The 21,225-nt window shown below is 50.8% G+C and carries 28 protein-coding genes and 1 pseudogene; 27 read left to right on the top strand and 2 right to left on the bottom strand.

The features are described from left to right. Positions 1-61: 61 nt before the first annotated feature. From F463_RS0112810 to trhP, 5 genes are all read left to right on the top strand, one after another. Positions 62-589, top strand: a complete 528-nt coding sequence (locus F463_RS0112810) for an adenine phosphoribosyltransferase (protein ID WP_026295576.1) — start codon at positions 62-64, stop codon at positions 587-589. 68 nt (positions 590-657) lie between these two features. Next, a complete protein-coding gene (locus F463_RS0112805; RefSeq protein ID WP_018987499.1) occupies positions 658-1,089 on the top strand; it encodes a VOC family protein in 432 nt (143 codons plus the stop codon). 88 nt (positions 1,090-1,177) lie between these two features. Next, on the top strand, positions 1,178-1,966 hold the full coding sequence (locus F463_RS0112800) for a quinoprotein dehydrogenase-associated SoxYZ-like carrier (protein WP_018987498.1): 789 nt from the start codon (positions 1,178-1,180) through the stop codon (positions 1,964-1,966). Between the two features lie 101 nt (positions 1,967-2,067). Then, the gene (locus F463_RS0112795) at positions 2,068-2,487 is read left to right on the top strand and encodes a secondary thiamine-phosphate synthase enzyme YjbQ (RefSeq protein WP_018987497.1); all 420 of its coding nucleotides are present in this window, start codon (positions 2,068-2,070) and stop codon (positions 2,485-2,487) included. A gap of 6 nt (positions 2,488-2,493) precedes the next feature. Beyond that, positions 2,494-3,840 (top strand): prephenate-dependent tRNA uridine(34) hydroxylase TrhP, encoded by a 1,347-nt coding sequence (gene trhP / locus F463_RS0112790; protein WP_018987496.1) that lies wholly within the window; start codon positions 2,494-2,496, stop codon positions 3,838-3,840. 94 nt (positions 3,841-3,934) lie between these two features. Here the strand turns inward: trhP and F463_RS0112785 are convergent, their stop codons facing one another. Then, entirely contained in the window at positions 3,935-4,366 is a 432-nt protein-coding gene (locus F463_RS0112785) for a CBS domain-containing protein (protein ID WP_018987495.1), read from the bottom strand. Between the two features lie 110 nt (positions 4,367-4,476). Between F463_RS0112785 and F463_RS0112780 the strand changes: the two genes are divergently transcribed. From F463_RS0112780 to xerD, 22 genes are all read left to right on the top strand, one after another. Beyond that, positions 4,477-4,989: a MarR family winged helix-turn-helix transcriptional regulator gene (locus F463_RS0112780; protein WP_018987494.1), complete on the top strand. Its 513-nt coding sequence runs from the start codon at positions 4,477-4,479 to the stop codon at positions 4,987-4,989. Positions 4,990-5,018: 29 nt separating this feature from the next. Beyond that, positions 5,019-5,396, top strand: coding sequence for a YybH family protein (locus tag F463_RS0112775; protein ID WP_018987493.1), 378 nt, complete (start codon positions 5,019-5,021; stop codon positions 5,394-5,396). A gap of 33 nt (positions 5,397-5,429) precedes the next feature. Further along, positions 5,430-6,332 (top strand): DMT family transporter, encoded by a 903-nt coding sequence (locus tag F463_RS0112770; protein ID WP_018987492.1) that lies wholly within the window; start codon positions 5,430-5,432, stop codon positions 6,330-6,332. A 143-nt stretch (positions 6,333-6,475) separates the two neighbouring features. Continuing rightward, the gene (locus tag F463_RS0112765) at positions 6,476-7,201 is read left to right on the top strand and encodes a YebC/PmpR family DNA-binding transcriptional regulator (protein ID WP_018987491.1); all 726 of its coding nucleotides are present in this window, start codon (positions 6,476-6,478) and stop codon (positions 7,199-7,201) included. Positions 7,202-7,239: 38 nt separating this feature from the next. Continuing rightward, positions 7,240-7,800, top strand: coding sequence for a crossover junction endodeoxyribonuclease RuvC (ruvC, locus tag F463_RS0112760; protein ID WP_018987490.1), 561 nt, complete (start codon positions 7,240-7,242; stop codon positions 7,798-7,800). Continuing rightward, positions 7,797-8,372 (top strand): Holliday junction branch migration protein RuvA, encoded by a 576-nt coding sequence (ruvA, locus tag F463_RS0112755; protein ID WP_018987489.1) that lies wholly within the window; start codon positions 7,797-7,799, stop codon positions 8,370-8,372. Before ruvC ends, ruvA begins: the two co-directional genes overlap by 4 nt. Before the next feature lie 149 nt (positions 8,373-8,521). Continuing rightward, entirely contained in the window at positions 8,522-9,565 is a 1,044-nt protein-coding gene (ruvB, locus tag F463_RS0112750; protein ID WP_018987488.1) for a Holliday junction branch migration DNA helicase RuvB, read from the top strand. After that, on the top strand, positions 9,555-9,962 hold the full coding sequence (gene ybgC, locus F463_RS0112745; RefSeq protein ID WP_018987487.1) for a tol-pal system-associated acyl-CoA thioesterase: 408 nt from the start codon (positions 9,555-9,557) through the stop codon (positions 9,960-9,962). Before ruvB ends, ybgC begins: the two co-directional genes overlap by 11 nt. Beyond that, complete coding sequence (tolQ, locus tag F463_RS0112740) at positions 9,959-10,633, top strand: protein TolQ (RefSeq protein WP_018987486.1); 675 nt, start codon at positions 9,959-9,961, stop codon at positions 10,631-10,633. The genes ybgC and tolQ overlap by 4 nt, the downstream gene beginning before the upstream one ends. 11 nt (positions 10,634-10,644) lie before the next feature. Then, entirely contained in the window at positions 10,645-11,037 is a 393-nt protein-coding gene (locus F463_RS0112735) for an ExbD/TolR family protein (protein ID WP_026295575.1), read from the top strand. A gap of 49 nt (positions 11,038-11,086) precedes the next feature. Then, a complete protein-coding gene (tolA, locus tag F463_RS0112730) occupies positions 11,087-11,923 on the top strand; it encodes a cell envelope integrity protein TolA (RefSeq protein WP_018987484.1) in 837 nt (278 codons plus the stop codon). 48 nt (positions 11,924-11,971) lie between these two features. After that, complete coding sequence (gene tolB / locus F463_RS0112725) at positions 11,972-13,303, top strand: Tol-Pal system beta propeller repeat protein TolB (protein ID WP_018987483.1); 1,332 nt, start codon at positions 11,972-11,974, stop codon at positions 13,301-13,303. Between the two features lie 43 nt (positions 13,304-13,346). Beyond that, on the top strand, positions 13,347-13,898 hold the full coding sequence (pal, locus tag F463_RS0112720) for a peptidoglycan-associated lipoprotein Pal (RefSeq protein WP_018987482.1): 552 nt from the start codon (positions 13,347-13,349) through the stop codon (positions 13,896-13,898). Next, complete coding sequence (locus F463_RS0112715) at positions 13,885-14,754, top strand: YbgF trimerization domain-containing protein (protein ID WP_018987481.1); 870 nt, start codon at positions 13,885-13,887, stop codon at positions 14,752-14,754. Before pal ends, F463_RS0112715 begins: the two co-directional genes overlap by 14 nt. An 84-nt stretch (positions 14,755-14,838) precedes the next feature. Further along, positions 14,839-15,480 (top strand): 7-carboxy-7-deazaguanine synthase QueE, encoded by a 642-nt coding sequence (gene queE, locus F463_RS0112710; protein ID WP_018987480.1) that lies wholly within the window; start codon positions 14,839-14,841, stop codon positions 15,478-15,480. 2 nt (positions 15,481-15,482) lie between these two features. Further along, entirely contained in the window at positions 15,483-16,184 is a 702-nt protein-coding gene (gene queC / locus F463_RS0112705) for a 7-cyano-7-deazaguanine synthase QueC (protein ID WP_018987479.1), read from the top strand. An 80-nt stretch (positions 16,185-16,264) separates the two neighbouring features. Continuing rightward, a complete protein-coding gene (gene rpsP / locus F463_RS0112700) occupies positions 16,265-16,699 on the top strand; it encodes a 30S ribosomal protein S16 (protein ID WP_018987478.1) in 435 nt (144 codons plus the stop codon). Between the two features lie 22 nt (positions 16,700-16,721). Beyond that, a complete protein-coding gene (gene rimM / locus F463_RS0112695; protein ID WP_026295574.1) occupies positions 16,722-17,273 on the top strand; it encodes a ribosome maturation factor RimM in 552 nt (183 codons plus the stop codon). Between the two features lie 33 nt (positions 17,274-17,306). After that, the gene (gene trmD / locus F463_RS0112690) at positions 17,307-18,047 is read left to right on the top strand and encodes a tRNA (guanosine(37)-N1)-methyltransferase TrmD (RefSeq protein ID WP_018987476.1); all 741 of its coding nucleotides are present in this window, start codon (positions 17,307-17,309) and stop codon (positions 18,045-18,047) included. Between the two features lie 168 nt (positions 18,048-18,215). After that, complete coding sequence (gene rplS, locus F463_RS0112685; RefSeq protein ID WP_018987475.1) at positions 18,216-18,605, top strand: 50S ribosomal protein L19; 390 nt, start codon at positions 18,216-18,218, stop codon at positions 18,603-18,605. Positions 18,606-18,723: 118 nt separating this feature from the next. Further along, positions 18,724-19,200, top strand: coding sequence for a methylated-DNA--[protein]-cysteine S-methyltransferase (locus F463_RS0112675; protein ID WP_018987473.1), 477 nt, complete (start codon positions 18,724-18,726; stop codon positions 19,198-19,200). A 7-nt stretch (positions 19,201-19,207) separates the two neighbouring features. Next, positions 19,208-20,125, top strand: a complete 918-nt coding sequence (xerD, locus tag F463_RS0112670; protein WP_026295572.1) for a site-specific tyrosine recombinase XerD — start codon at positions 19,208-19,210, stop codon at positions 20,123-20,125. Positions 20,126-20,897: 772 nt separating this feature from the next. Here xerD and F463_RS15045 read toward each other — a convergent pair. Then, positions 20,898-21,225: pseudogene (locus F463_RS15045) on the bottom strand (IS481 family transposase); the annotation flags it as partial.

Here is a 21,225-nt window from a genome sequence, read left to right as displayed (position 1 = left end):
ATCAAAACGCGTCTACCTTGGGTGGGCGCGTTTTTTATTGTGATTTAGGAGAGTGTGCATGATGGATATTCGCGCTTACATTAGAACGATTGCTGATTACCCGAAAGCAGGTATCCAGTTTCGTGATATCACTACCCTGCTCAAGGATGCTGCTGCCTTTAATGCCGCCATTGACGCACTGGCATTACATTATGCCGATCAGCCTGTAGATGCCATAGTGGGCATAGAATCACGCGGCTTTATTATTGGTGCCGCCCTCGCCAGCAAATTAAGCGTGGGCTTTGTGCCGGTGCGCAAACCCGGAAAGTTACCGGCAAAAGCGATTGCTCAAGCGTATGCGCTGGAATATGGTGAAGATGCGCTTGAGCTGCATACGGACGCCATCAGTCCTGGCGGCCAGGTGTTGTTGGTCGATGACCTGATTGCAACGGGTGGCACGGCTCAGGCCGCGGTAGCTTTGATCCGTCGGCTGGGCGGGGTGGTGGAGCATGCCGCGTTTGTCATCGACCTGCCCGACCTGGGCGGCATGCAACAATTGCAAAGTTGTGGCGTCCAAACATTTGCCCTGTGTCAATTTGAGGGGCATTAGTTTTTGTACTATATTGCGCAGATATTTTGCACACACGTTTAATACGGCACTTATTAGATTGGAAGATCATGCCATTAACAGGAATTGACCACGTTAACTTTCGCACTGACCGCGAAACCATGCACCAGTTACGCGATTTTTATTGCGATGTACTGGGATTAACCGTGGGCAAGCGCGTAGCCAGCACCACTTATGGCTACTGGTTATATATTGGTCAACAGGCCGTTGTACATTTGGCTGAATACAAAACAGCCGAGCCACCCCAATTACATGTACATGGCACCTATGACCATGTGTCGTTTAACTGCGATGACATGCCTGGGATGGAAGCGCACCTGCAAAAACTCGGCATCGCTTATACCACGCGTATCCTCGCCAATGGCATCCGCCAGATCAATCTGCGCGATCCGGCAGGAAATGGTGTTGAGCTTAATTTTGCCGAGTATGCTGATCCCAATTATGAAATGCGGCCTTCGGGGGATCCCAGTAAGCTAGCTTAATGCCATCTGTGATACGCATCACATATCGTTGTGAGTGTTCGTTAGACAATGGTTTCACGAAGATTAAAATTGAATGATGGGGAAGATCATGAAAAAAATATGGATGATGATGTTGGGGGTCATGGCTTTGAGCATAAGCGCAACAGTACATGCCGAAGCCGATCCTAAATTATGGGCAGTGGTGAAAGAAGCTTTTTTCCCAAAACGTGATATCCAGGAGGTGGATTTTCTCAAGGTTGAAGGGCCGCGGCGTGCGGAGAGCGGTGCGCAAGTACCGGTCACGTTGATATATGACAAAGCCGCCGCCAATGGCGTTGCATTGAAAAAGTTATACGTCATTGTAGATGCTAACCCAATTCAGCTGGCATCGACCTATCACTTGACCGAGATGATGAATGGTTTTCAGATGTCTACGCGTATCCGCCAGGAAACGGATTCTTTTGTTCGGTTGATTGGCGAAACGGCAGACGGCAAGCTGTATATGGCCAAGCGTGAAATCCGTGCGGCAGGTGGCTGTGGCGGTACCGTGGACAATAATGAATCCGAGGTGCGCGCTGCTGCAGGTAAAATTAAAATGAATGTGGACGCGCCCAAGTTTGGTGAGCCAGCAACAGCCACGTTTAATATCAAACATGTGATGCGTACCGGTTTGCAGCGTGACCTGGTTTCTCAAGGCTATGTGCCCGCTTTTTACATCAATAAAGCGACCTTTACCTATAATGGCAAGGAAGTCATGACTGTAGATGTGGGCGTAGGCACCAGTGAAGATCCCTATATGAAATTCAGCTTTATTCCAGATGCGCCAGGCAAACTGGAAGTCGTCGCGACTGATAATGAAGGAAAAACCTTTACGCAAAGTCTGGACGTCAATAGCTAATGAGTGTTGCACACAAGGCCTCTTTGGAGGCCTTTTTTGTTTTATGGCAAATGCGTTTTCCGTCACGGTGCTAAAATATCCGCTTTCGGAAAGGGGATCAGATGAAAAGTTTTCGTAAAGAATTGTGGTTCAACATTCCAGCGCGTATGGATTTCAAGAACATTACTCATGACGTCATCGCTTGCGTACGCGAAAGCGGCGTGAAAGAAGGCTTGGTGCTGATCAATGCCATGCATATCTCCGCCAGCGTATTTATCAATGATGACGAGCGTGGCCTGCATCACGATTACAAGATATGGCTGGAAAAATTGGCGCCGCATGAACCTGTGAGCGGTTACCGTCATAACGATACCGGCGAGGACAATGCGGATGCGCATATCAAGCGCCAGATCATGGGCCGTGAAGTGGTGGTGGCGATTACCGACGGCCAACTGGATTTTGGCCCTTGGGAACAAATTTTTTATGGCGAATTTGATGGCCGCCGCAATAAACGTGTGCTGGTGAAAATTATCGGTGAATAAATGCGTATGAAGTCTCCTGAATTATTAGCGCCTGCGGGTGACCTTGACCGCATGCGTACAGCATTTGATTACGGGGCAGATGCCGTCTATGCCGGGCAGCCCAGATACAGCTTGCGCGTGCGTGAAAATGATTTTTCCATGCAGAATCTGGCCATTGGTATCCAGGAGGCGCATGCGCGCGGCAAGAAATTCTTTGTTGCTAGCAATATTTCCCCGCATAACGCCAAGGTGAAAACCTATATGCGTGACATGGCGCCAGTCATTGAAATGCGGCCGGATGCACTGATTATGGCCGATCCTGGTCTGATTATGATGGTACGTGAGCAATGGCCGGAGATGCCTATCCATTTGTCTGTGCAGGCCAATGCGGTTAATTATGCTTCCGTCAAATTCTGGCAACGCATGGGACTGACGCGCGTCATCCTGTCGCGTGAACTCTCCCTAGATGAAATTTCTGAAATCCGCCAGGAATGCCCGGAGATGGAACTAGAAGTTTTTATCCACGGCGCGTTATGCATTGCCTACTCAGGGCGCTGCCTGCTGTCGGGCTATTTCAACTCGCGTGACCCCAACCAGGGCACCTGTACCAACAGCTGCCGCTGGGATTACAAGGTACACGAGGCGCAGCCAGATGCAGCAGGCGTCATCAGGCTGAAAGAATTCGATTTCCAGGCGGAAATGGAAAAATCCAATTTGTCTTCATGCGGTTCGCTGCCACGCCATCCGGCCGCAGATAATGTTTACCTGATAGAGGAAAAAGGCCGCCCAGGCGAGCTGCTGCCCATCATGGAAGACGAGCATGGCACCTATATTATGAACAGCAAGGACTTGCGCGCGATTGAGCATGTGGAGAAGCTGATTGCCATTGGCGTGGATTCGCTCAAGATTGAGGGGCGCACCAAATCACGGTACTACGTCGCGCGTACCAGCCAGAATTACCGACAGGCGATTGATGATGCGGTCGCAGGTAGGCCGTTTGACTGGCGGTTACTGGGAGAGCTTGAGAATCTGGCCAACCGTGGCTATACCGACGGTTTTTACCAGCGGCATCACACGGCCGAACACCAGAATTACGTACAAGGTCATTCCAGCGCTAACCGCAGTTTATATGTGGGAGATGTGGTGGATTACGATGCTGAACGTGGCCTTGCGTCTATCCAGGCGCGTAACAAATTTGCGATCGGCGACAAGTTGCAACTGATTCACCCTAGCGGCAATCGCGACCTGGTGGTCGAGCAATTGTTCGATAAGCGCGGCGATCCGGTGCAACAGGCGGCGGGCAGCGGGCATTTTGTAAAATTGCCGATTGTCGCGAGTGCTTTGGATAATGCCATGGTTGCCAAATATTTGTAAGGCAAGTCCCAGCGCATCAGCACCTTTAAGCGTATAGGGCTGATATATTTAAAAGGGGAGCCTGCCCCCTTTTTTATTGAACCAACCCAGCCTGTTAACTGTGTATATAGCTTTCCAGCTGCTTGATCAGTTCCTGCTGGTAGCTAATAGTTTCCTTCAGGACATCGCCGATAGACAGCATCCCCAGCATTTTTCCGTTGTCGACCACAGGCAGGTGGCGAATGCGCTTTTCCAGCATGGTGCTCATGGCTGACTCCACCAGGTCTGACGCTTTGCCGATAATGACCTTTTCCGTCATGACGTCACTGACAGGCGTTGTTTTGGACGAGCGACCCTTGAGAATGATCTCACGCGCATAGTCACGCTCGGAGAAAATGCCCACCAGTTCGCCATCCTTGATCACGGCCAGTGCACCGATTTTGTATTCTGCCAGGATAACCAGTGCATCATAAACCGGTCGGTTAGGCGAAATACTGATAATGCCTTGGTGAGTTTTATGAGAGAGTACTTGTTGAAGCGTCTTCATGACTTCCTCCTTTCATAGGGCACGAACAAAGAATATACACCGATGATTGCATAAGAAAAACAAAAATTACACTTGACATAATTAGCCACCTAACTATAATGAGGCTAATTATGTTGCAGCTCAGAGATCTCCCTACTCAAGAAGTATTACGCCGGTTTGCGCAACGCTATCCAGAAGCGGATGTCACAGCCATTGCCAGCTTCCTGATGTTATTGCGGGTAGCGACTGATTTGTCGGTCGCACTGGATGCTTGCCTGAGCAAGCATGACTTGCTGCAAGGACGCTGGTGGGTGCTGATTTTACTCATGCGTGAAACCGACCTGACCTCTACACCTTCGGTATTAGCTGAAAAGCTGGGCGTGACGCGTGCCAGCATGACTGGCCTGCTTGATGGGTTGGAGCAAGGCGGATTAGTGCAGCGTATCTCTGTGCCGCAAGACAGGCGCAGCGTGAAGATCCAGCTCACGCCCGCTGGGCAAGCCAAGCTGGATGCAGTGATGCCGGATTACTACACGCGATTGCGGTTGTGCATGCAGGGCTTAAATGAGCAGCAACGTAATGATTTACAAGCAATTTTAGGGGTGATAGACCGCGGGATGTCAGCTTGGGATTTTAATCAGTAAATTCGATTTTTCAATGAAGGAGTTTCACCATGGCAACTGTTGTAGACACATTAACTACATTGAACCAGCAATTTGACGCTGCGTTTAACAGCAAAAATACACAGGCGATTGCGGCCTTGTACGCCAACGACGCAATCGTGATGCCGGCACCTGCTGGCCAGGTGGTTAAAGGCCGCCAGGCTGTGGCTGACTTTTTTGGTGGTTTGATTCAGGCAGGTGTCATTGAACATGCACTCACTATGAAAGAGGCCGTGGTGAGCGATACGATGGCGACTCAAACCGGGAATTGGGCAGCAGCCATGGTGGGCGAAGATGGTGTCAAACAGCAGTTTGGCGGCAATGTACAAGTTGTTTTCCAAAAGCAGGCAGATGGTCAGTGGTTGGCCGTGACGCACATCTGGAATTAATACATACCTCACATCTCCCGTGGAACAAGGTTTATGGATCAATTGATCAAACAACGTTCGCAAGCGATGACTGCGCTGCTGATACTCACTATCATCTGGGGGTATAACTGGGTAGTGATGAAGAGCGCACTGCAATATGCAGGGCCGTTCCAGTTTGCTGCCATGCGAACGTTTTTTGGGGCGTTGGTGCTGTTTGTTGTGTTGTATGTGACGCGCCGTCCAATGGGGCTTACAGAGTTTCCTACGATGTTGCTGTTGGGCATTTTGCAGAATGTGGGCTTCACTGGCGTGTTGATGTGGGCACTGGTAGCAGGCGGCGCTGGTAAAACGGCAGTGCTGACCTACACCATGCCGTTCTGGACCTTGCTGTTCGCTTGGCCCATGCTGGGTGAGCGTGTGCACGGGTGGCAATGGCTGGCGGTGATTGCGGCAGTGCTGGGGATGTTGTTTATTTTTGATCCGCTGCATATCCGTGCCGACAGTTTTAGCATGTTGCTGGCAGTATTGTCTGGCGTGTCATGGGCATTGTCTGCCATCATGACCAAGCAGTTGCATCAGCGCCATCCCACGCTCGACTTGATTAATCTGACGGCATGGCCGATGTTGCTGGGGTCGCTGCCCATGGTGCTGATTGCCTGGCTGGTGCCTGCGCCGGCGATTGATTGGTCTACCTACTTGATCGGTGCTGTTTTGTTTAATGTGGTGTTGTGTGGTGCATTGGCCTGGTTGCTGTGGTTGTTCGCCTTGCAGCGGTTGCCGGCGGGTGTCGCCAGTATGGCATCCATGCTGGCACCAGTGATTGGTGTGATTGCGGCATGGATACAGTTAAATGAAGTGCCGGATCATATGGAAATGACGGGGATGGGTTTGATTATCTTTTCACTGAGCCTGATTTCCTTTCTCATGATGCAGCCTGCTTACGGCAAGAGTCAGTAGTGCAGCGCTAGTCTTTCATAAAAGGCCTGACCATGTCAGGCTTTTTTGTTGTGCGCGACGGTCGCTTGGCGTTCAGGTGGCTGTGGTAAAATTGGTGAGTTCAATGATCTCAACAACGTTGTTAAAAAATACAAGGAAGCACTATGGCTGGACATAGTAAATGGGCCAATATTCAACACCGTAAAGGCCGTCAGGATGCCAAGCGCGGCAAAATCTTCACCAAGCTGATCAAGGAAATCACGGTTTCTGCCCGTATGGGGGGTGGCGATACGGCCATGAACCCACGTTTGCGCGCAGCAGTGGCAGCGGCCAAAGAAGAAAACATGCCCTCAGACAATATTACGCGTGCCATTAAAAAAGGCACGGGTGAATTGGAAGGTGTGAACTATGAAGAAATCCGTTATGAAGGTTATGGCATTAATGGTGCGGCCATTATTATTGATTGTCTGACCGATAACCGTCAGCGCGCGGTAATGGATGTACGTCATGCCTTGACCAAACACGGTGGTAACCTGGGGACTGATGGCAGCGTGGCTTTTATGTTCAAACACTGTGGCCAACTGGTATTTGAGCCAGGAGTTTCTGAAGATGCCGTGATGGAAGCGGCGCTCGAAGCTGGTGCCGAAGACGTGATTACCGATGAAGACGGCAGCATTGAAGTAATTACTGCGCCCGGCGACTTTGTGACTGTCAAAGAAGCGCTGGAAGCTGCGGGCCTCAAGGCTGTCATGGCACAAGTGACCATGAAGCCTTTGAATGAGGTGGTCTTTACTGGCGATGATGCCGTCAAAATGCAAAAAATCCTCGATATGCTGGAAGACCTGGATGACGTGCAGGACGTCTACACTTCTGCCGTGATCGAAGAGTAACCAGTGATATTCTTCGCTGGCTGGGGGAGTCATTTTTAATGGCCTCGCAACGCATCTTGGGGATAGATCCCGGGCTCAGGATTACCGGTTTTGGTGTCATTGAGGCTGTAGATGGCAAGCTGTCTTATGTCACCAGTGGCCTGATCAAAACTGCCGCGGCCAAAAAAAGCGAGGATGGCGAGTCAGAAAAAGAAGCATTGCCCGAGCGCTTGAAAGTGATCTTGGATGGCTTGTTTGAAGTCATTGACACTTACCAGCCGACGCAGGTGGCGATTGAAAAGGTGTTCGTTAACGTGAATCCTCAATCTACGCTTTTATTAGGACAGGCGCGTGGGGCAGCCATTTCGGCGGCGGTCATCCGCCAGTTGTCTGTTGCCGAATACACCGCCTTGCAAGTCAAGCAATCCGTAGTTGGCAATGGCCATGCCCAAAAAGAGCAAGTGCAGGAAATGGTGAAGCGTCTGTTAAAACTGCCCGCGAATCCTAGTCCCGATTCAGCCGATGCATTGGCGTGTGCCATCTGTCATGCGCATGGCGGGCAAGGGCTGGGGGCATTGGCGACCGCCGGGTTCAGGGTGAGAAATGGAAGATTGATATGATTGCGCGTCTGAATGGCCGATTGCTGGAAAAATCCCCACCGTTGATTGTCATCGATTGCAATGGTGTCGGTTACGAGGTCGAAGTCCCCATGAGCACCTTTTACAACCTGCCTGAGCTGGGTCAGTCGGTGCAGGTATTAACGCACATGGTGGTGCGGGAAGACGCGCAATTGCTCTATGGCTTTGGCAGCGAGCAGGAAAAAAATACCTTCAAGCAACTCCTCAAAGTCAATGGCATAGGTGCCAAGTCTGCACTGTCGATTTTAAGTGGGGTCAGTGTCAATGACTTGATGTTGGCCGTCAGCCAGCAAGAGGTTTCCATGCTGACCCGTATTCCTGGCATAGGAAAAAAAACCGCTGAGCGTTTGCTGCTGGAGCTCAAAGACAAGTTTGTGGTTAGTGGATCAACTTCCGCGCAACCTGCAGCGAAAGCCGCCACGGATGACATCCTCAATGCACTGGTGGCCCTAGGTTACCATGAGCGAGAAGCCCAGGCGACCATCAAGATGCTGGAGCCTGGCATCAGTGTCAGTGACGGTATTCGCCAGGCACTTAAGTACCTTGCCAAGTAATGGCGAGTAAGGTGCAACCATTGGCGGACTGTCATGGTCTGTAATAGTCACACGCTGCATGGTATGATGACGAAAAAATAACCTTCTTCAACAGCGGCATGAGGCCCTATATTGTTTAGTGTTGTACTGCACTTCATCGCCGATCACTCATGATAGAAACCGATAGACTTGTAGCGCCTGCCAGTGCCAGCGTTCAGGAAGAAGCGCTGGAGCGTGCACTGCGACCTAAACTGCTGGACGAATATGTCGGGCAGGAAAAAGCGCGCGGTCAGCTCGAAATTTTCATCAATGCCGCCCGTGGCCGCCAGGAAGCGCTGGACCATGTGTTGCTATTTGGCCCGCCTGGTCTCGGCAAAACCACCTTGGCCCATATCGTGGCTAAAGAGATGGGAGTCAATTTACGCATGACTTCTGGCCCTGTATTGGAGCGAGCCGGCGACCTCGCTGCCTTGCTGACCAATCTTGAACCTAATGATGTGCTGTTTATTGATGAAATTCACCGTTTAAGCCCGGTGGTGGAAGAGATTTTGTATCCAGCCATGGAAGATTACCGGCTGGATATCATGATTGGTGAAGGTCCCGCCGCACGCAGTGTACGCCTGGATTTGCCGCCGTTTACGCTGGTGGGGGCCACTACGCGCGCAGGCATGTTGACCAATCCTTTGCGTGACCGTTTTGGCATCGTCGCCCGCCTGGAATTTTACTCCCATGACGAACTTGCCAGGATCGTGAGCCGCTCAGCCAGTTTGCTCGAAGTTGACATGCAGCAGGCGGGCGCCTATGAAATTGCACGCCGTGCGCGTGGCACCCCCCGTATTGCCAACCGCTTGCTACGCCGCGTGCGTGATTATGCCCAGGTCAAATCGGATGGGGTCGTCACTGATCTGATTGCAGATGCTGCCCTGAAAATGCTGGATGTGGATCAGCAGGGGTTAGATGTGATGGACCGCAAACTGTTGCAGGCCGTGGTTGAAAAGTTTGGTGGTGGGCCGGTTGGCCTGGATAATCTGGCTGCAGCCATTGGCGAAGAGCGCGATACGATAGAGGATGTGCTGGAGCCTTACCTGATCCAGCAAGGCTACCTGATGCGTACGCCGCGTGGACGCGTCGCGACCATGTTAACCTATCAGCACTTCGGCCTGAAGGCGCCTGCAAGTATGGTGTCAGGTGAATTGTGGCAAGATGGGCAATAATATGTTCGTGTTCCCGGTTCGTGTGTATTACGAGGATACCGATGCCGGTGGTGTGGTATATCACAGCCGCTACCTGAATTTTATGGAGCGCGCACGGACTGAATGGTTGCGGGCATCTGGTTTTGCCCAGGGTGCTTTAAAGCAACAAGAGCAGGTGTTGTTTGTTGTGCATAGCATGCAACTACAGTTTAAAAAACCAGCGCGGCTGGATGAAGAGTTAGAAGTGTTTTCACAATTGATGGAAATGGGCCGTGGCAGTTTCAGTTGCCGCCAACAAATCATGCGTGGTGAAACCGTTTTAATTGAGGCACAGGTCAAGGTGGCCTGTGTGGATGCAGATTCATTTAAACCCACGGGTATTCCGGCCCGTATCAAAATTGCACTGGAGTCTTCATGAATGTAACGAACGATATGTCGATTTTTACCCTGGTGAGCGGGGCCAGTTTGCCAGTTCAGCTGGTGATGCTGATCTTGCTGCTGACCTCACTGGTCTCCTGGTGGTATATCTTCATTAAAGTGTTTTCATTGAAGGCGGCAAATGAAAATGTAGATCAGTTTGAAGCACAGTTTTGGTCTGGCGGCGACCTGAACGAGCTGTATGAACGCATCACTGCTGGCAGGAAAACGCCCCAAGGCATGGCCAGCATTTTTCAGGCTGGGTTAAAGGAGTTTATCCGCTACAAGCAGCAAAAAGATGCAGAAGTCAGTGATGTGATGGAAGCGACGCGTCGAGCCATGCGTGCAGCCTATAACCGTGAGCTCGACTACCTGGATTCCCATTTGCCATTCCTGGCCTCTGTCGGTTCTGTCAGTCCATACATTGGTTTGTTTGGCACTGTCTGGGGCATTATGAATGCCTTCCGAGGTCTGTCTAATGTGGCACAGGCTACCCTGAGTCAAGTGGCGCCTGGTATTGCTGAGGCCTTGGTGGCGACGGCCATTGGTTTATTCGCGGCGATTCCAGCTGTCATTGCCTATAACCGTTTCGCCGCTGGCGTTGATCGCCTCTCTGTGCGTTACGAGAGTTTTATCGAAGAATTTACCAACATTTTACAACGTAGAGCCTGATCGGAGCCCGCATGAGCAGAACGCGTAAACGGCGCATGATGAACCAGATTAACGTCGTGCCTTATATCGACGTCACGCTGGTATTGCTTGTGATTTTTATGGTCACCGCTCCAATGACGAACCCTGGCATGGTTGAGTTGCCTAAAGTTGGGCAAGCGCTCAAGCAAAGCGGCGATCCAATTGTGGTCACAGTCAAGAAAGAGGGCACTGTCATGATGGATGGTAAGGAGATGGGGCGCGATGATATGCTGGCTTTGATTCGTCAACGGCTGTCAGAAGCCGAAAAGCCGGTCGTGGTTTCGGCTGATAAAAATACTCCTTATGGTGAGGTGGTCTCGGTGATGGATTTGCTCAAGCAGGCACAGGTCGATAAGGTTGGCTTGCTGTTCCAGAACGAAAAGTAAGCAACCAATGACTCAAACTACGTGGTAATCCTTTAACGACCCTATCCAGATGAAAATCGATTTGTCCCCACAAGATCAGGCAATACGCAAACGCGCGGCAGTACTTTCTGTACTGATGCATGTATTGTTGTTTCTGGGCATGATTTTCATGGTTGACTGGAAAGCAGTGCACGTTAATCCCAGTGTCATGGAAGCCACATTATGGGACAGTCTGCCCAGTAAGCAACCGGCCAAACCGGTCACCAAACCCGTGGAACCGACGCCGCCACCGCCTGAGCCGGAACCCAAGCCAGAGCCTAAACCGCCGGAGCCAGAACCACCTCCACCACAGCCTAAACCTGACCCTCAAGTCAAGCAAGCGGAACAAGAAGCGCAAATTGCACTCAAAAAGCAGGAAGATGAGAAAAAAAAGCAGCTAGAAGAACAGAAAAAGAAAGAACTTGAGCAGAAAAAACAGGAAGAAAAACTGAAGAAAATACAGGAAGCCCTGCGTAAACAAGAGGAAGAGGATAAGCTTAAGAAAATCCAGGAAGCACTGCGTCAGCAGGATATGGAGTCGCAACAAGCCGCAGCCGCCGCGGCAGTAGATCCATCTGTGTTAGGCTATTACGCGGAATTAATGAAGCGCAAAATCCGCAGCAATGTGAATCCTAGCTTATGCCCGGTATCCAACCCGGAGTTGGCGGTGGACATGCAGTTGACCGCCACCGGCGATATTTCTGGAATGCCCAAGCTGGCCAAAGGATCGGGTGATGCTGTGTGTGATGATGCGGTAATACGAGCCGTGTTGTCAGCCAAGCCGTTTGATTTACCGGGTGAAGATCATCCTGCAGAGCGTAGAAAATTGCTGGATCAGATCCGTTTGAAATTAAAGCCCAAAGGCTAAACTATGACCTACCTGGGCTTTTCGTTATAATTATTGTATATAAAACAAATGAATAAAACTGAAACCATGAAAACTGTCTACAGTCATTTGACATACGCTGTATGGCGCATTTTTTTGGCTGGCCTGCTCGCCTGCATGTTTGCTACATCTGCCAACGCTGCTTTGGAAATCGAAATCAGTGGTGGTAGTGCTATCCAGATACCTATCGCGATTCTGCCTATGGCCGAACCGGCTAATTCACAGAAGAGCCGGTTGCATGAAATTATCAGCAACGATCTTCGCGGTAGTGGCATGTTCCGTATCATCAATACCAGTGGCATGCCAGCCTTGCCAACCAATGCGTCACAGATCAAATATACGGACTGGACAGCGCTGAAAGCGCAAGGTCTGAGTTTAGGTGAAGTGCAACAGGTGGGCGGCAATTTGAAGGTGTCTGTGCAGGTGATGGATGTACTGCGCCAGACGGCCTTGTTGCAATTGACCTATACCGTCTCGCCCAGCCAATACCGCCACGTTGCACATTTGATCGCAGACCAGATTTACGAAAAATTCACAGGTCAACCAGGGGCGTTTGCCACCCGTATTGCCTATGTGACCAAAGTAGGCAAACGCTTTACCTTGCAGATTGCAGATTACGATGGCTTTAACGCCCAGACACTGGTGTCATCCAATGAGCCTATTATTTCTCCTGCCTGGTCGCCTGATGGCACTAAGATGGCCTATGTCTCGTTTGAGAAAAAGAAACCGATTGTCTTTGTGCAGTCCCTATACACCGGGGAGCGCAAAGTCGTTGCCAATTTTAAAGGCAATAACAGTGCCCCTGCCTGGTCGCCTGATGGTAGCAAGCTTGCGGTGGTGCTGACTTACGGTGCTAACTCGCAGATTTATACAATTTCTGCGGACGGTTCCAATTTGCAGCAAGTGACTAAAAGTAGCTCTATTGATACCGAGCCAGCGTTCTCACCTGATGGCCAGTATATTTATTTCAGCTCAGACCGTGGTGGTCGCCCGCAGATTTACAAAGTTCCAGCTTCAGGTGGCTCGGCTTCCCGTGTCACGTTTGAGGGGGGCTATAATGTGAGTCCGCGTTTTTCACCGGATGGCAAGTATTTGACCTATATCCGCAATGATGGTGGTTCCTTTAAGGTTGCCGTTCAGGATCTTGGCACGGGTGATGTAAAATTGCTCAGTAATGGTTCGTTGGACGAGTCACCCACTTTTGCACCTAACGCACGTACCATCATGTACGCAACGCGCGCAGGTGGAAAGGGCACCCTGGCGACGGTGACTGTGGACGGTTTAGTAAGGCAACGCCTGTCAGAAGCGGGCGGAGATATTCGTGAACCTGCTTGGGGACCTGCGCAAGCGGCACCCAAGTAGTTTATCCGTGGTCAATTTTAGTCACTCATTTTAAGGAGAAAGTATGAACAAGAGTATTTGGACAATTGCAGCACTGGCGTTAGTGTTGACTGCTTGTAAAAGCACCCCGATGAACCCTGCCAAAGTAGAAGATTCCAGCGTGACTCGCCCAATGGCAAATGCTAAGGATTCTAACGCTGACAGCTCTGCCAACACTGACAAAATCAACATCAAAACAGTCGATGTGGATACCAGCAAGGATGAATTGAGTGCTGCAGAGTTGGCAAAACGCCAGGTGTTTTTTGATTACGACAGCGATGCAATCCGCGAAGAGTACAAATCTTTGATTGCTAACCATGCCAAATATCTGGTGGCTCACCCACAAACTAAAGTCGTTCTGCAAGGCAACACTGACGAGCGTGGCACGCACGAGTACAACTTGGCATTGGGTCAGCGTCGTTCTGTGGCGGTGAAAAATGCGCTGAATGTATTGGGTGTAAACGATAGCCAGATTGAAACTGTGAGCTACGGTGAAGAGCGTGCCAAAGCAAACTGCGCGGATGACGGTTGCTTCCAGCAAGATCGTCGCGTAGACATCGTTTATGCAGGTCAGTAATTTGCGATTATCTGCGACGTTGATCGCCTTGGGGCTGGCTGTTACAACAGCCAGCCATGCGGCGTTATTTGATGATACAGAAGCCAGAAAACGCATCCTCGAGCTGGAAAACAAGCAAACGTCCGATCATGATGCCCAGCAAAAGGCCATTACAGATCTGACGCGTACACAGCAGTCTCTAGACAAGCGTGTGCAAAGCCTGGAAGCATTAGTCAATGGCAAGGGCTTGCTTGACATGCAAAACCAACTAGAGCAAATCCGTCAGGATGTTGCACAGCTCAAGGGTGACCTGGAAGTGGTGACGCACCAGTTGGAAGACATGCGTACCAAGCAGAATGCGGCTTATACTGATTTGGATACACGCGTGCGCAATCTGGAAACGCTTGCCCAGTCAGTCACCAGTGGCCAAGCGGCAACGCCTGGCGCCAATGTTGGAAATGGTGGTAACGGTAATACCAAGACGGACGTTCCACAGCAAGAGTTGAGTGCGTTTGCCGAAGCTGAGTCACTGAACCAAGCAGGCAAGTACAAAGAAGCGTTTAATGCCTATGATGCTTTTTTGAAAAACTACTCAGGAAGCAAGTTAACCCCTGATGCGCTGTACGGGATGGGTTATGTGCAGTTTGCGCTCAAGAGTTACAAATCTTCGGCAGCTACCCAGCAGAAATTCCTGGATAGTTATGCATCGCATTCGCTGGCGCCTAATGCCATGCTGAACCTGGCCAATAGCCAGATTCAGCTGGGGCAGATCCCAGCCGCCAAAAAAACCCTGAAAGAGTTGATTGCGGCATACCCATCGGCAGAAGTGACGCCCAGTGCGCAGAAGCGCCTCAAGGTGCTGGAAAGTATCAAATAGCAGATTTTCGTTATTGAAATTAGCTTATTTCGGCGATAATAGCGGGCAGATAGCAATATCTGCCCGTTTTATTTTCATATCCTCATGACTACACTCAGAATTTTCGAGATTTTCTATTCATTGCAGGGCGAGAGCTCGCGTGTTGGCCTGCCAACGATTTTTATCCGCCTGACCGGTTGCCCTTTGCGTTGTGGTTATTGTGATACCGAATACGCATTCAAGGGCGGCAGTAATATGACGCTGGATGAAATCATGCAGCAGATTGCCGCTTATGACACGCGTTATGTCTGCGTGACAGGGGGCGAGCCATTGGCGCAGAAGCCATGTATCGAATTATTGACTCGTTTGAGTGATGCTGGTTACCAGGTGTCACTGGAAACCAGTGGTGCAATGGATATCGCAGATGTAGATTCACGGGTAAAAATCATTATGGATATCAAAACCCCCGGTTCTGGCGAAGTGGAAAAAAACCGCTGGGAAAATCTACCCCTACTGAAAGCCGGAGACGAGGTGAAGTGGGTGGTTTGCAGCCGTGATGATTATGACTGGGCTAAGCGGATGCTGCAAACCCGTCCATTCCCGGCCCATTGTGACCAGTTATTCTCTCCCAGTTTTCATGATGTCAGTGGCGAAACATTGGCCAGCTGGATTCTGCAGGATCATCTCAAGGTGCGCATGCAGCTGCAGTTGCATAAAATCCTCTGGGGCGAGAAACAAGGAGTATAACTTTGGCAGCATCTCAACAACCCAAAGCCGTCATTTTACTGTCTGGCGGGCTGGATTCCAGCACCGTCCTGGCGATTGCTAAATCACAAGGGTATGACTGCTATTGCCTGAGCCTGGATTACCATCAGCGGCACAATGTAGAGTTGCTGGCGGCGCAACGTGTGGCAAAGGCGTTGGGCGCAACAGAGCACAAAACGGTGCAGCTCGATTTATCGCTGTTTGGCGGCTCGGCCCTGACTGACAACAATATCGCCGTGCCCGAGCAGGAAACGCAAGGCATTCCTGTCACCTATGTCCCGGCTCGCAATACCATTATGCTTTCCTTGTCCCTGGCCTGGGCAGAGGTGTTACAGGCACGTGATATTTTTATTGGGGTAAACGCCCTGGATTATTCCGGTTATCCAGATTGCCGTGGTGAGTATGTCAAGGCTTTCCAGCAGATGGCCAATCTGGCTACCAAGGCTGCGGTTGAGGGGCAAACCATTACCGTGCATGCGCCGCTCATTGATATGACCAAGGCCGATATTATCCGGACGGGGCATGCGTTAGGTGTGGATTACGGGCTCACAGTTTCCTGCTACCAGGCAGATGATCAGGGCGCAGCTTGCGGTGTCTGTGATTCCTGCCGTTTCCGCAAAGCTGGATTTGCACAAGCGGGCGTGGTCGATCCAACGCCATACAGAAACACGCATTCCGGCAAGTGAAAAAGACTTGCCACCGGCTTAAAAAATCAAGTATAATCCGCGCCTTTCTGCAAAGAAATTCATTTTAAGAGAACAAGATTATGGTCGTTATTCGTTTATCACGTGGTGGCTCTAAAAAGAACCCGTTTTACAGCGTAGTTGTGGCAGATTCCCGCAACCGTCGTGACGGTCGTTTTATCGAGCGCGTTGGTTTCTACAATCCATCTGCACGCGCTGGCGCTGAAGGCCTGCGTATCGATGAAGCACGTACACAATACTGGGTTGAGAACGGTGCACAACTGTCCGACACCGTTGCGCGTCTGGTTAAATTCCACGCTAAAGGTGCCGAAGGCATGGCTGCAGTTAAAGCTAAAGAAACTGCCAAAGCTGAAGCTGCCAAAGAGAAAGCCATTGCTGAAGCTGCTGCAAAGTTAAAGGCTGAAGCTGATGCCGCTGCTGCAGAAGCTGCCGCTAAGGCTAAAGCTGACGCTGCCGCCGCAGAAGCCGCTGCCGCTGAAACACCAGCAGCTGAGTAATTGTTTCTACGCCTGAATTTAAATGGCGTTTGAGAATATGGTTGTGATGGGGCGCATTGTCGCCCCATATGGCGTTTATGGCTGGGTGAAAGTTGTCCCGGACACGGAGTACCTCGACGGATTGCTCGACTATGATCGTTGGTGGATAGGCAAAGCGCCCAATTGGCGTGAAGTCACGGTAGAACAGGCCAAGATCCACAATGATGTATTGCTGATCAAGCTGACGGGTGTGGCGGACCGCGATGTAGCGTTTAGCCTCAAGGGTCAGCAGATTGCCGTGCCACGAGAAGCATTGCCGGAAACCGAAGAAGGTGAGTATTACTGGTCTGACCTGATTGGCTTGAGCGTCACTAATACGCAGGGCGTGGCATTTGGCAAGATTAAGCAGGTGTTTGAAACCGGTGCCAATGATGTGCTTGTGGTGCGTGAAGAGCAGCCAACCAGCGTTAAAGGTAAAGATGGCAAAGTGCGCGTAGAATATCGCGAGCGTTTGATTCCATTTACCAGTGAAGCAGTGCCTGAGGTCGATATTCAGGCGGGTACCGTGCTGGTAGATTGGGACGCAGATTTTTAATAAAGGCCATTTTATGCAAACTAGAGCCTCATGATGCAGATTGAAGTCATCAGTTTGTTTCCTGAGATGTTTGCAGCACTGACGGAGCATGGCATTACCAGTCGTGCCAGGCAGCGTGGCTTGTATCACTTAACCCTGACCAATCCGCGTCAATACACGCAGGATGTGCATCACACAGTGGATGACAGGCCTTATGGTGGTGGTCCTGGTATGGTGATGCTGGCGGAACCGCTGGCAAATGCCATTCGTGATGCGAAAGCGCGGTTACAGTCGCAAGGAGTCACGCCCAGGGTGATCCATTTATCACCGCGAGGCAAGCCGCTGACACACGAAAAAGTGTTGCAGCTCAAAGAATTACCGGGACTAGTGTTGTTAGCCAGTCGCTATGAAGGTGTAGACCAGCGTGTGCTGGATACCCTGGTGGATGAAGAAATCTCCATCGGGGATTACGTGTTAAGTGGTGGTGAGTTACCGGCCATGGTGTTACTGGATGCGATGATTCGCCAGTTACCAGGTGCATTAGGTGATGCTGATTCCGCGCAGGAAGATTCGTTTGTGAACGGCCTGCTGGATTACCCGCACTACACCAGGCCGGAAGAATTTGCAGGATTGAAGGTGCCTGATGTGTTACTGTCAGGGCACCACGAAAAGATTAGACAATGGCGATTACAGCAATCGCTGCTGCTAACAAGGGCTAAACGCCCGGATTTATTGGCTGAAAGGCCGTTGACGAAAGAAGAGGCTAGGCTACTCAAGGAGTACCAAGGCGACTGAGTCAAGTACGAGCGGGATTAGATACGAGGCGCACTGCGCGCAGACACCGGAGTGTACATGCAGTACATGAGGATGTTGAGCACCGCGCAACGCAGTAGATAACACGTGCAGTTTGAATCAGTGACTTGGGAGTAGGAACGAGCCACTTTACAATTAAAAGGAACTGACATGGCAGACATTATCAAAATGTTAGAGCAAGAAGAAATTGCTCGCTTGAACAAAACCATCCCTGACTTCGCCCCAGGTGATACTGTTGTTGTAGGTGTAAACGTGGTTGAAGGTAACCGTAAACGTGTACAGGCTTACGAAGGCGTGGTGATCGCCAAGCGTAACAAAGGTCTGAACTCATCCTTCATCGTGCGTAAAATTTCTTCCGGTGAAGGTGTTGAGCGTACATTCCAGACTTACTCCCCACAAATCGCTTCTATCGAAGTGAAACGCCGTGGTGACGTGCGTCGCGCTAAACTGTACTACTTGCGTGAGCGTTCAGGTAAATCTGCACGTATTAAAGAGAAACTGGTTGCACGCGAAAAAGAAATCGCAGCAGACAACTCTTAATTCAAGCGTTGCACAAAAAAGCCCTTCAGTTGAAGGGCTTTTTTATTGCCATTTGCAAAGGTATAACGGATTGCGACTGTCAGTTGCAACATGTGCGGGATTACAGTTAAATACATGCATGAAAAGTCTTGATGATGAACTCGATGCTTTAATCCCGGCGCCATTCGGCTTTGTCGGTGTGCGCAGCGATGCAACCGGCGAGGTACTTCAATTCCTGCTGCATGCCTTGCCCGTCAAAGCCAGCCCCAATCCGCGTGCACAAGCAGTTGCCGATCAAGTCGCTGCTTATCTTGAAAATCCGCATATGACTTGGCAGCCCATTCAATCCAGTCGAGGTACGCCTTTCCAACAGCGTGTCTGGCAGGCCATGCGCACGATACCCGTCGGTGAAACCTGGAGTTATAGCCAGTTAGCGGCGGCTGTGGGCTCAGGTCCGCGTGCCGTGGCTAACGCCTGCGGTGCAAACCCGTTACCCTTGTTTAATCCTTGCCACCGCATCGTAGCTAGCAATGGCCTGGGCGGTTTTATGCAAGGCATAGAAGGCGGGTTGGAAATCAAACGCTGGTTGCTGGCGCATGAGCAGCGTAGAAAATAAAAAACAGATGCGGCAGAAAAAGCATTCTTTGGCAGGAGCGGCATCCTTTCCCGAAATCGATAGTTTTATCGACCAGCTCTGGCTCGAAGATGGATTGTCGCTCAATACCTTATCCAGCTACCGCAATGACCTAAAAGGATTTGCCGAGTGGTGCAGGCAGCATGCCCATGGCTTGTGGGATGTGCAGTCACATCATGTGCAGGAATATCTGGCATACCGTTTCCCCTTGGTTAAAGTGCGCAGCATTAACCGCCTGATTGCCACCCTCAGGCGTTTTTACCGCTATGCACTGTCGGCAAATCTCATCAAGCAAGACCCGACATTGCATATAGAAGCGCCAAAAATGCCCAAGCAGCTGCCTAAAACTTTGAGCGAATCGCAGGTGGAAGATTTATTGCATGCGCCCGACGTGAATACGCCGCTCGGAATGCGTGACCGGGCGATGCTGGAGTTGCTCTATGCCAGTGGGCTGCGCGTATCGGAACTGGTGAACGTGAGTATTGCTGAAGTCAGCACGCAGGATGGTGTGGTGCGCGTGACAGGCAAGGGCAGTAAAACCAGGCTGGTGCCTATGGGGCAGGAAGCTGCTGAATGGATAGACCGTTATCTGGCGATTGCGCGCCCCGAGATTTTAAAAGGCAGTCTGAGTGACGCGGTATTTGTCACCACACGTGGCGATGCCATGACACGGCATGCGTTCTGGCACATTATCCAGCGCTATGCTTTACAGGCGGGGATTTCACAACATATCAGCCCGCATGTGTTACGCCATGCGTTTGCGACACATTTGTTAAATCATGGCGCCGATTTACGCGTGGTGCAGATGCTATTAGGGCATGCGGATATTTCGACGACGCAGATTTATACGCATGTGGCGAGGGAGCGGTTGCAGCAGCTGCATAAGGTGCATCATCCGAGAGGATGATTTTTCGGTATCGTCATTCTGGCGGAGGCCGGAATCCAGAACTAGTGGAATTGCAATAAAAGGTTGTTCTTTGGTTTAAAGGGCGCATGTATGCTCACACGGATTGGTGGTTGTTTTATGTCATGTTTTTTTTCGCCTGTAGGCGAGTTACTTTTCTTTGCTTGCCCAAAGAATAAGTAACCAAAAGAAATGCACCCTAGCTTTCGCTTGTTCCCTGCGTTGCTCATCATCGTGGGCGTCCAGCGAAACTCGTCCTAGCGGCTTGCACAGTGCGCAAGCCACCGCGGAGCTCGGACAGCCGCTGGCCGAATGCCCCCACGCTGATTGCGCTACTCGGCGCGTCAGATAGGGGCCCACAAAACCACACGCTTGCCCTCTGGTGAGATTTTTTGCATTGCGTACCGCGCGATCACCATGAAAAACAAATTGTTGTTGGCTTCAGCTTTGAAGTGAAATTTTATCTAGCGCCCTGAATTTAACATGGCCTACGAATGCTTCATCGTGGTGGGTTTAAACAGGCCCCTATCTGACGCGCCGAGTAGCGCAGCCAAAACAAGAGAGAAGGGAGCGACTGTTCGAGTCCCGCAGCAGTTCACGTATTTTGTGAGCTGCCAGGTCGAGTTTCGTGACCGCTTATTTTGGCGAGCAACGCAGGGAACAAGCGGAAGCTAGGGGGTCTTGTTCTTTGCCTTCTTTCTTATGGACAAGCTGTATAGACCGAGGACATAGGTGATACATGTACGAGGACATGGTTGACACATTAATGTGTTTTTCATGTGTGTGTAAAGTAGATGGTTTCGCAATGATGATGCGCATAAAACACATCATAGACGCCATCCTCATCATGGCGAGGGCGAATTGCCACTTCATGCCTGTGTAAGGCGCTGGATACCTTGAATCTCTTTCCCTTGTATCGCAACTCACCATTCCATTTCACTGTGACCACCGCATCATCCGGTCCATACTCAATCTCAGGTAGCCTGGACGGAAACCCTCTCGGGCTGGGGCGATAACGACTGACAGGCGTATCCAGTGCAATCGCTTCGTGTGGGCGCTCGTGGTTATATACGCTACGCCAATCATCAAATGCGGTTTGAACC

The organism is Methylophilus methylotrophus DSM 46235 = ATCC 53528, from assembly GCF_000378225.1.
GTDB lineage: Bacteria > Pseudomonadota > Gammaproteobacteria > Burkholderiales > Methylophilaceae > Methylophilus > Methylophilus methylotrophus.
Note: the sequence above shows the minus strand (reverse complement) of the source record. Positions and strands in the feature narration are given on the sequence as shown.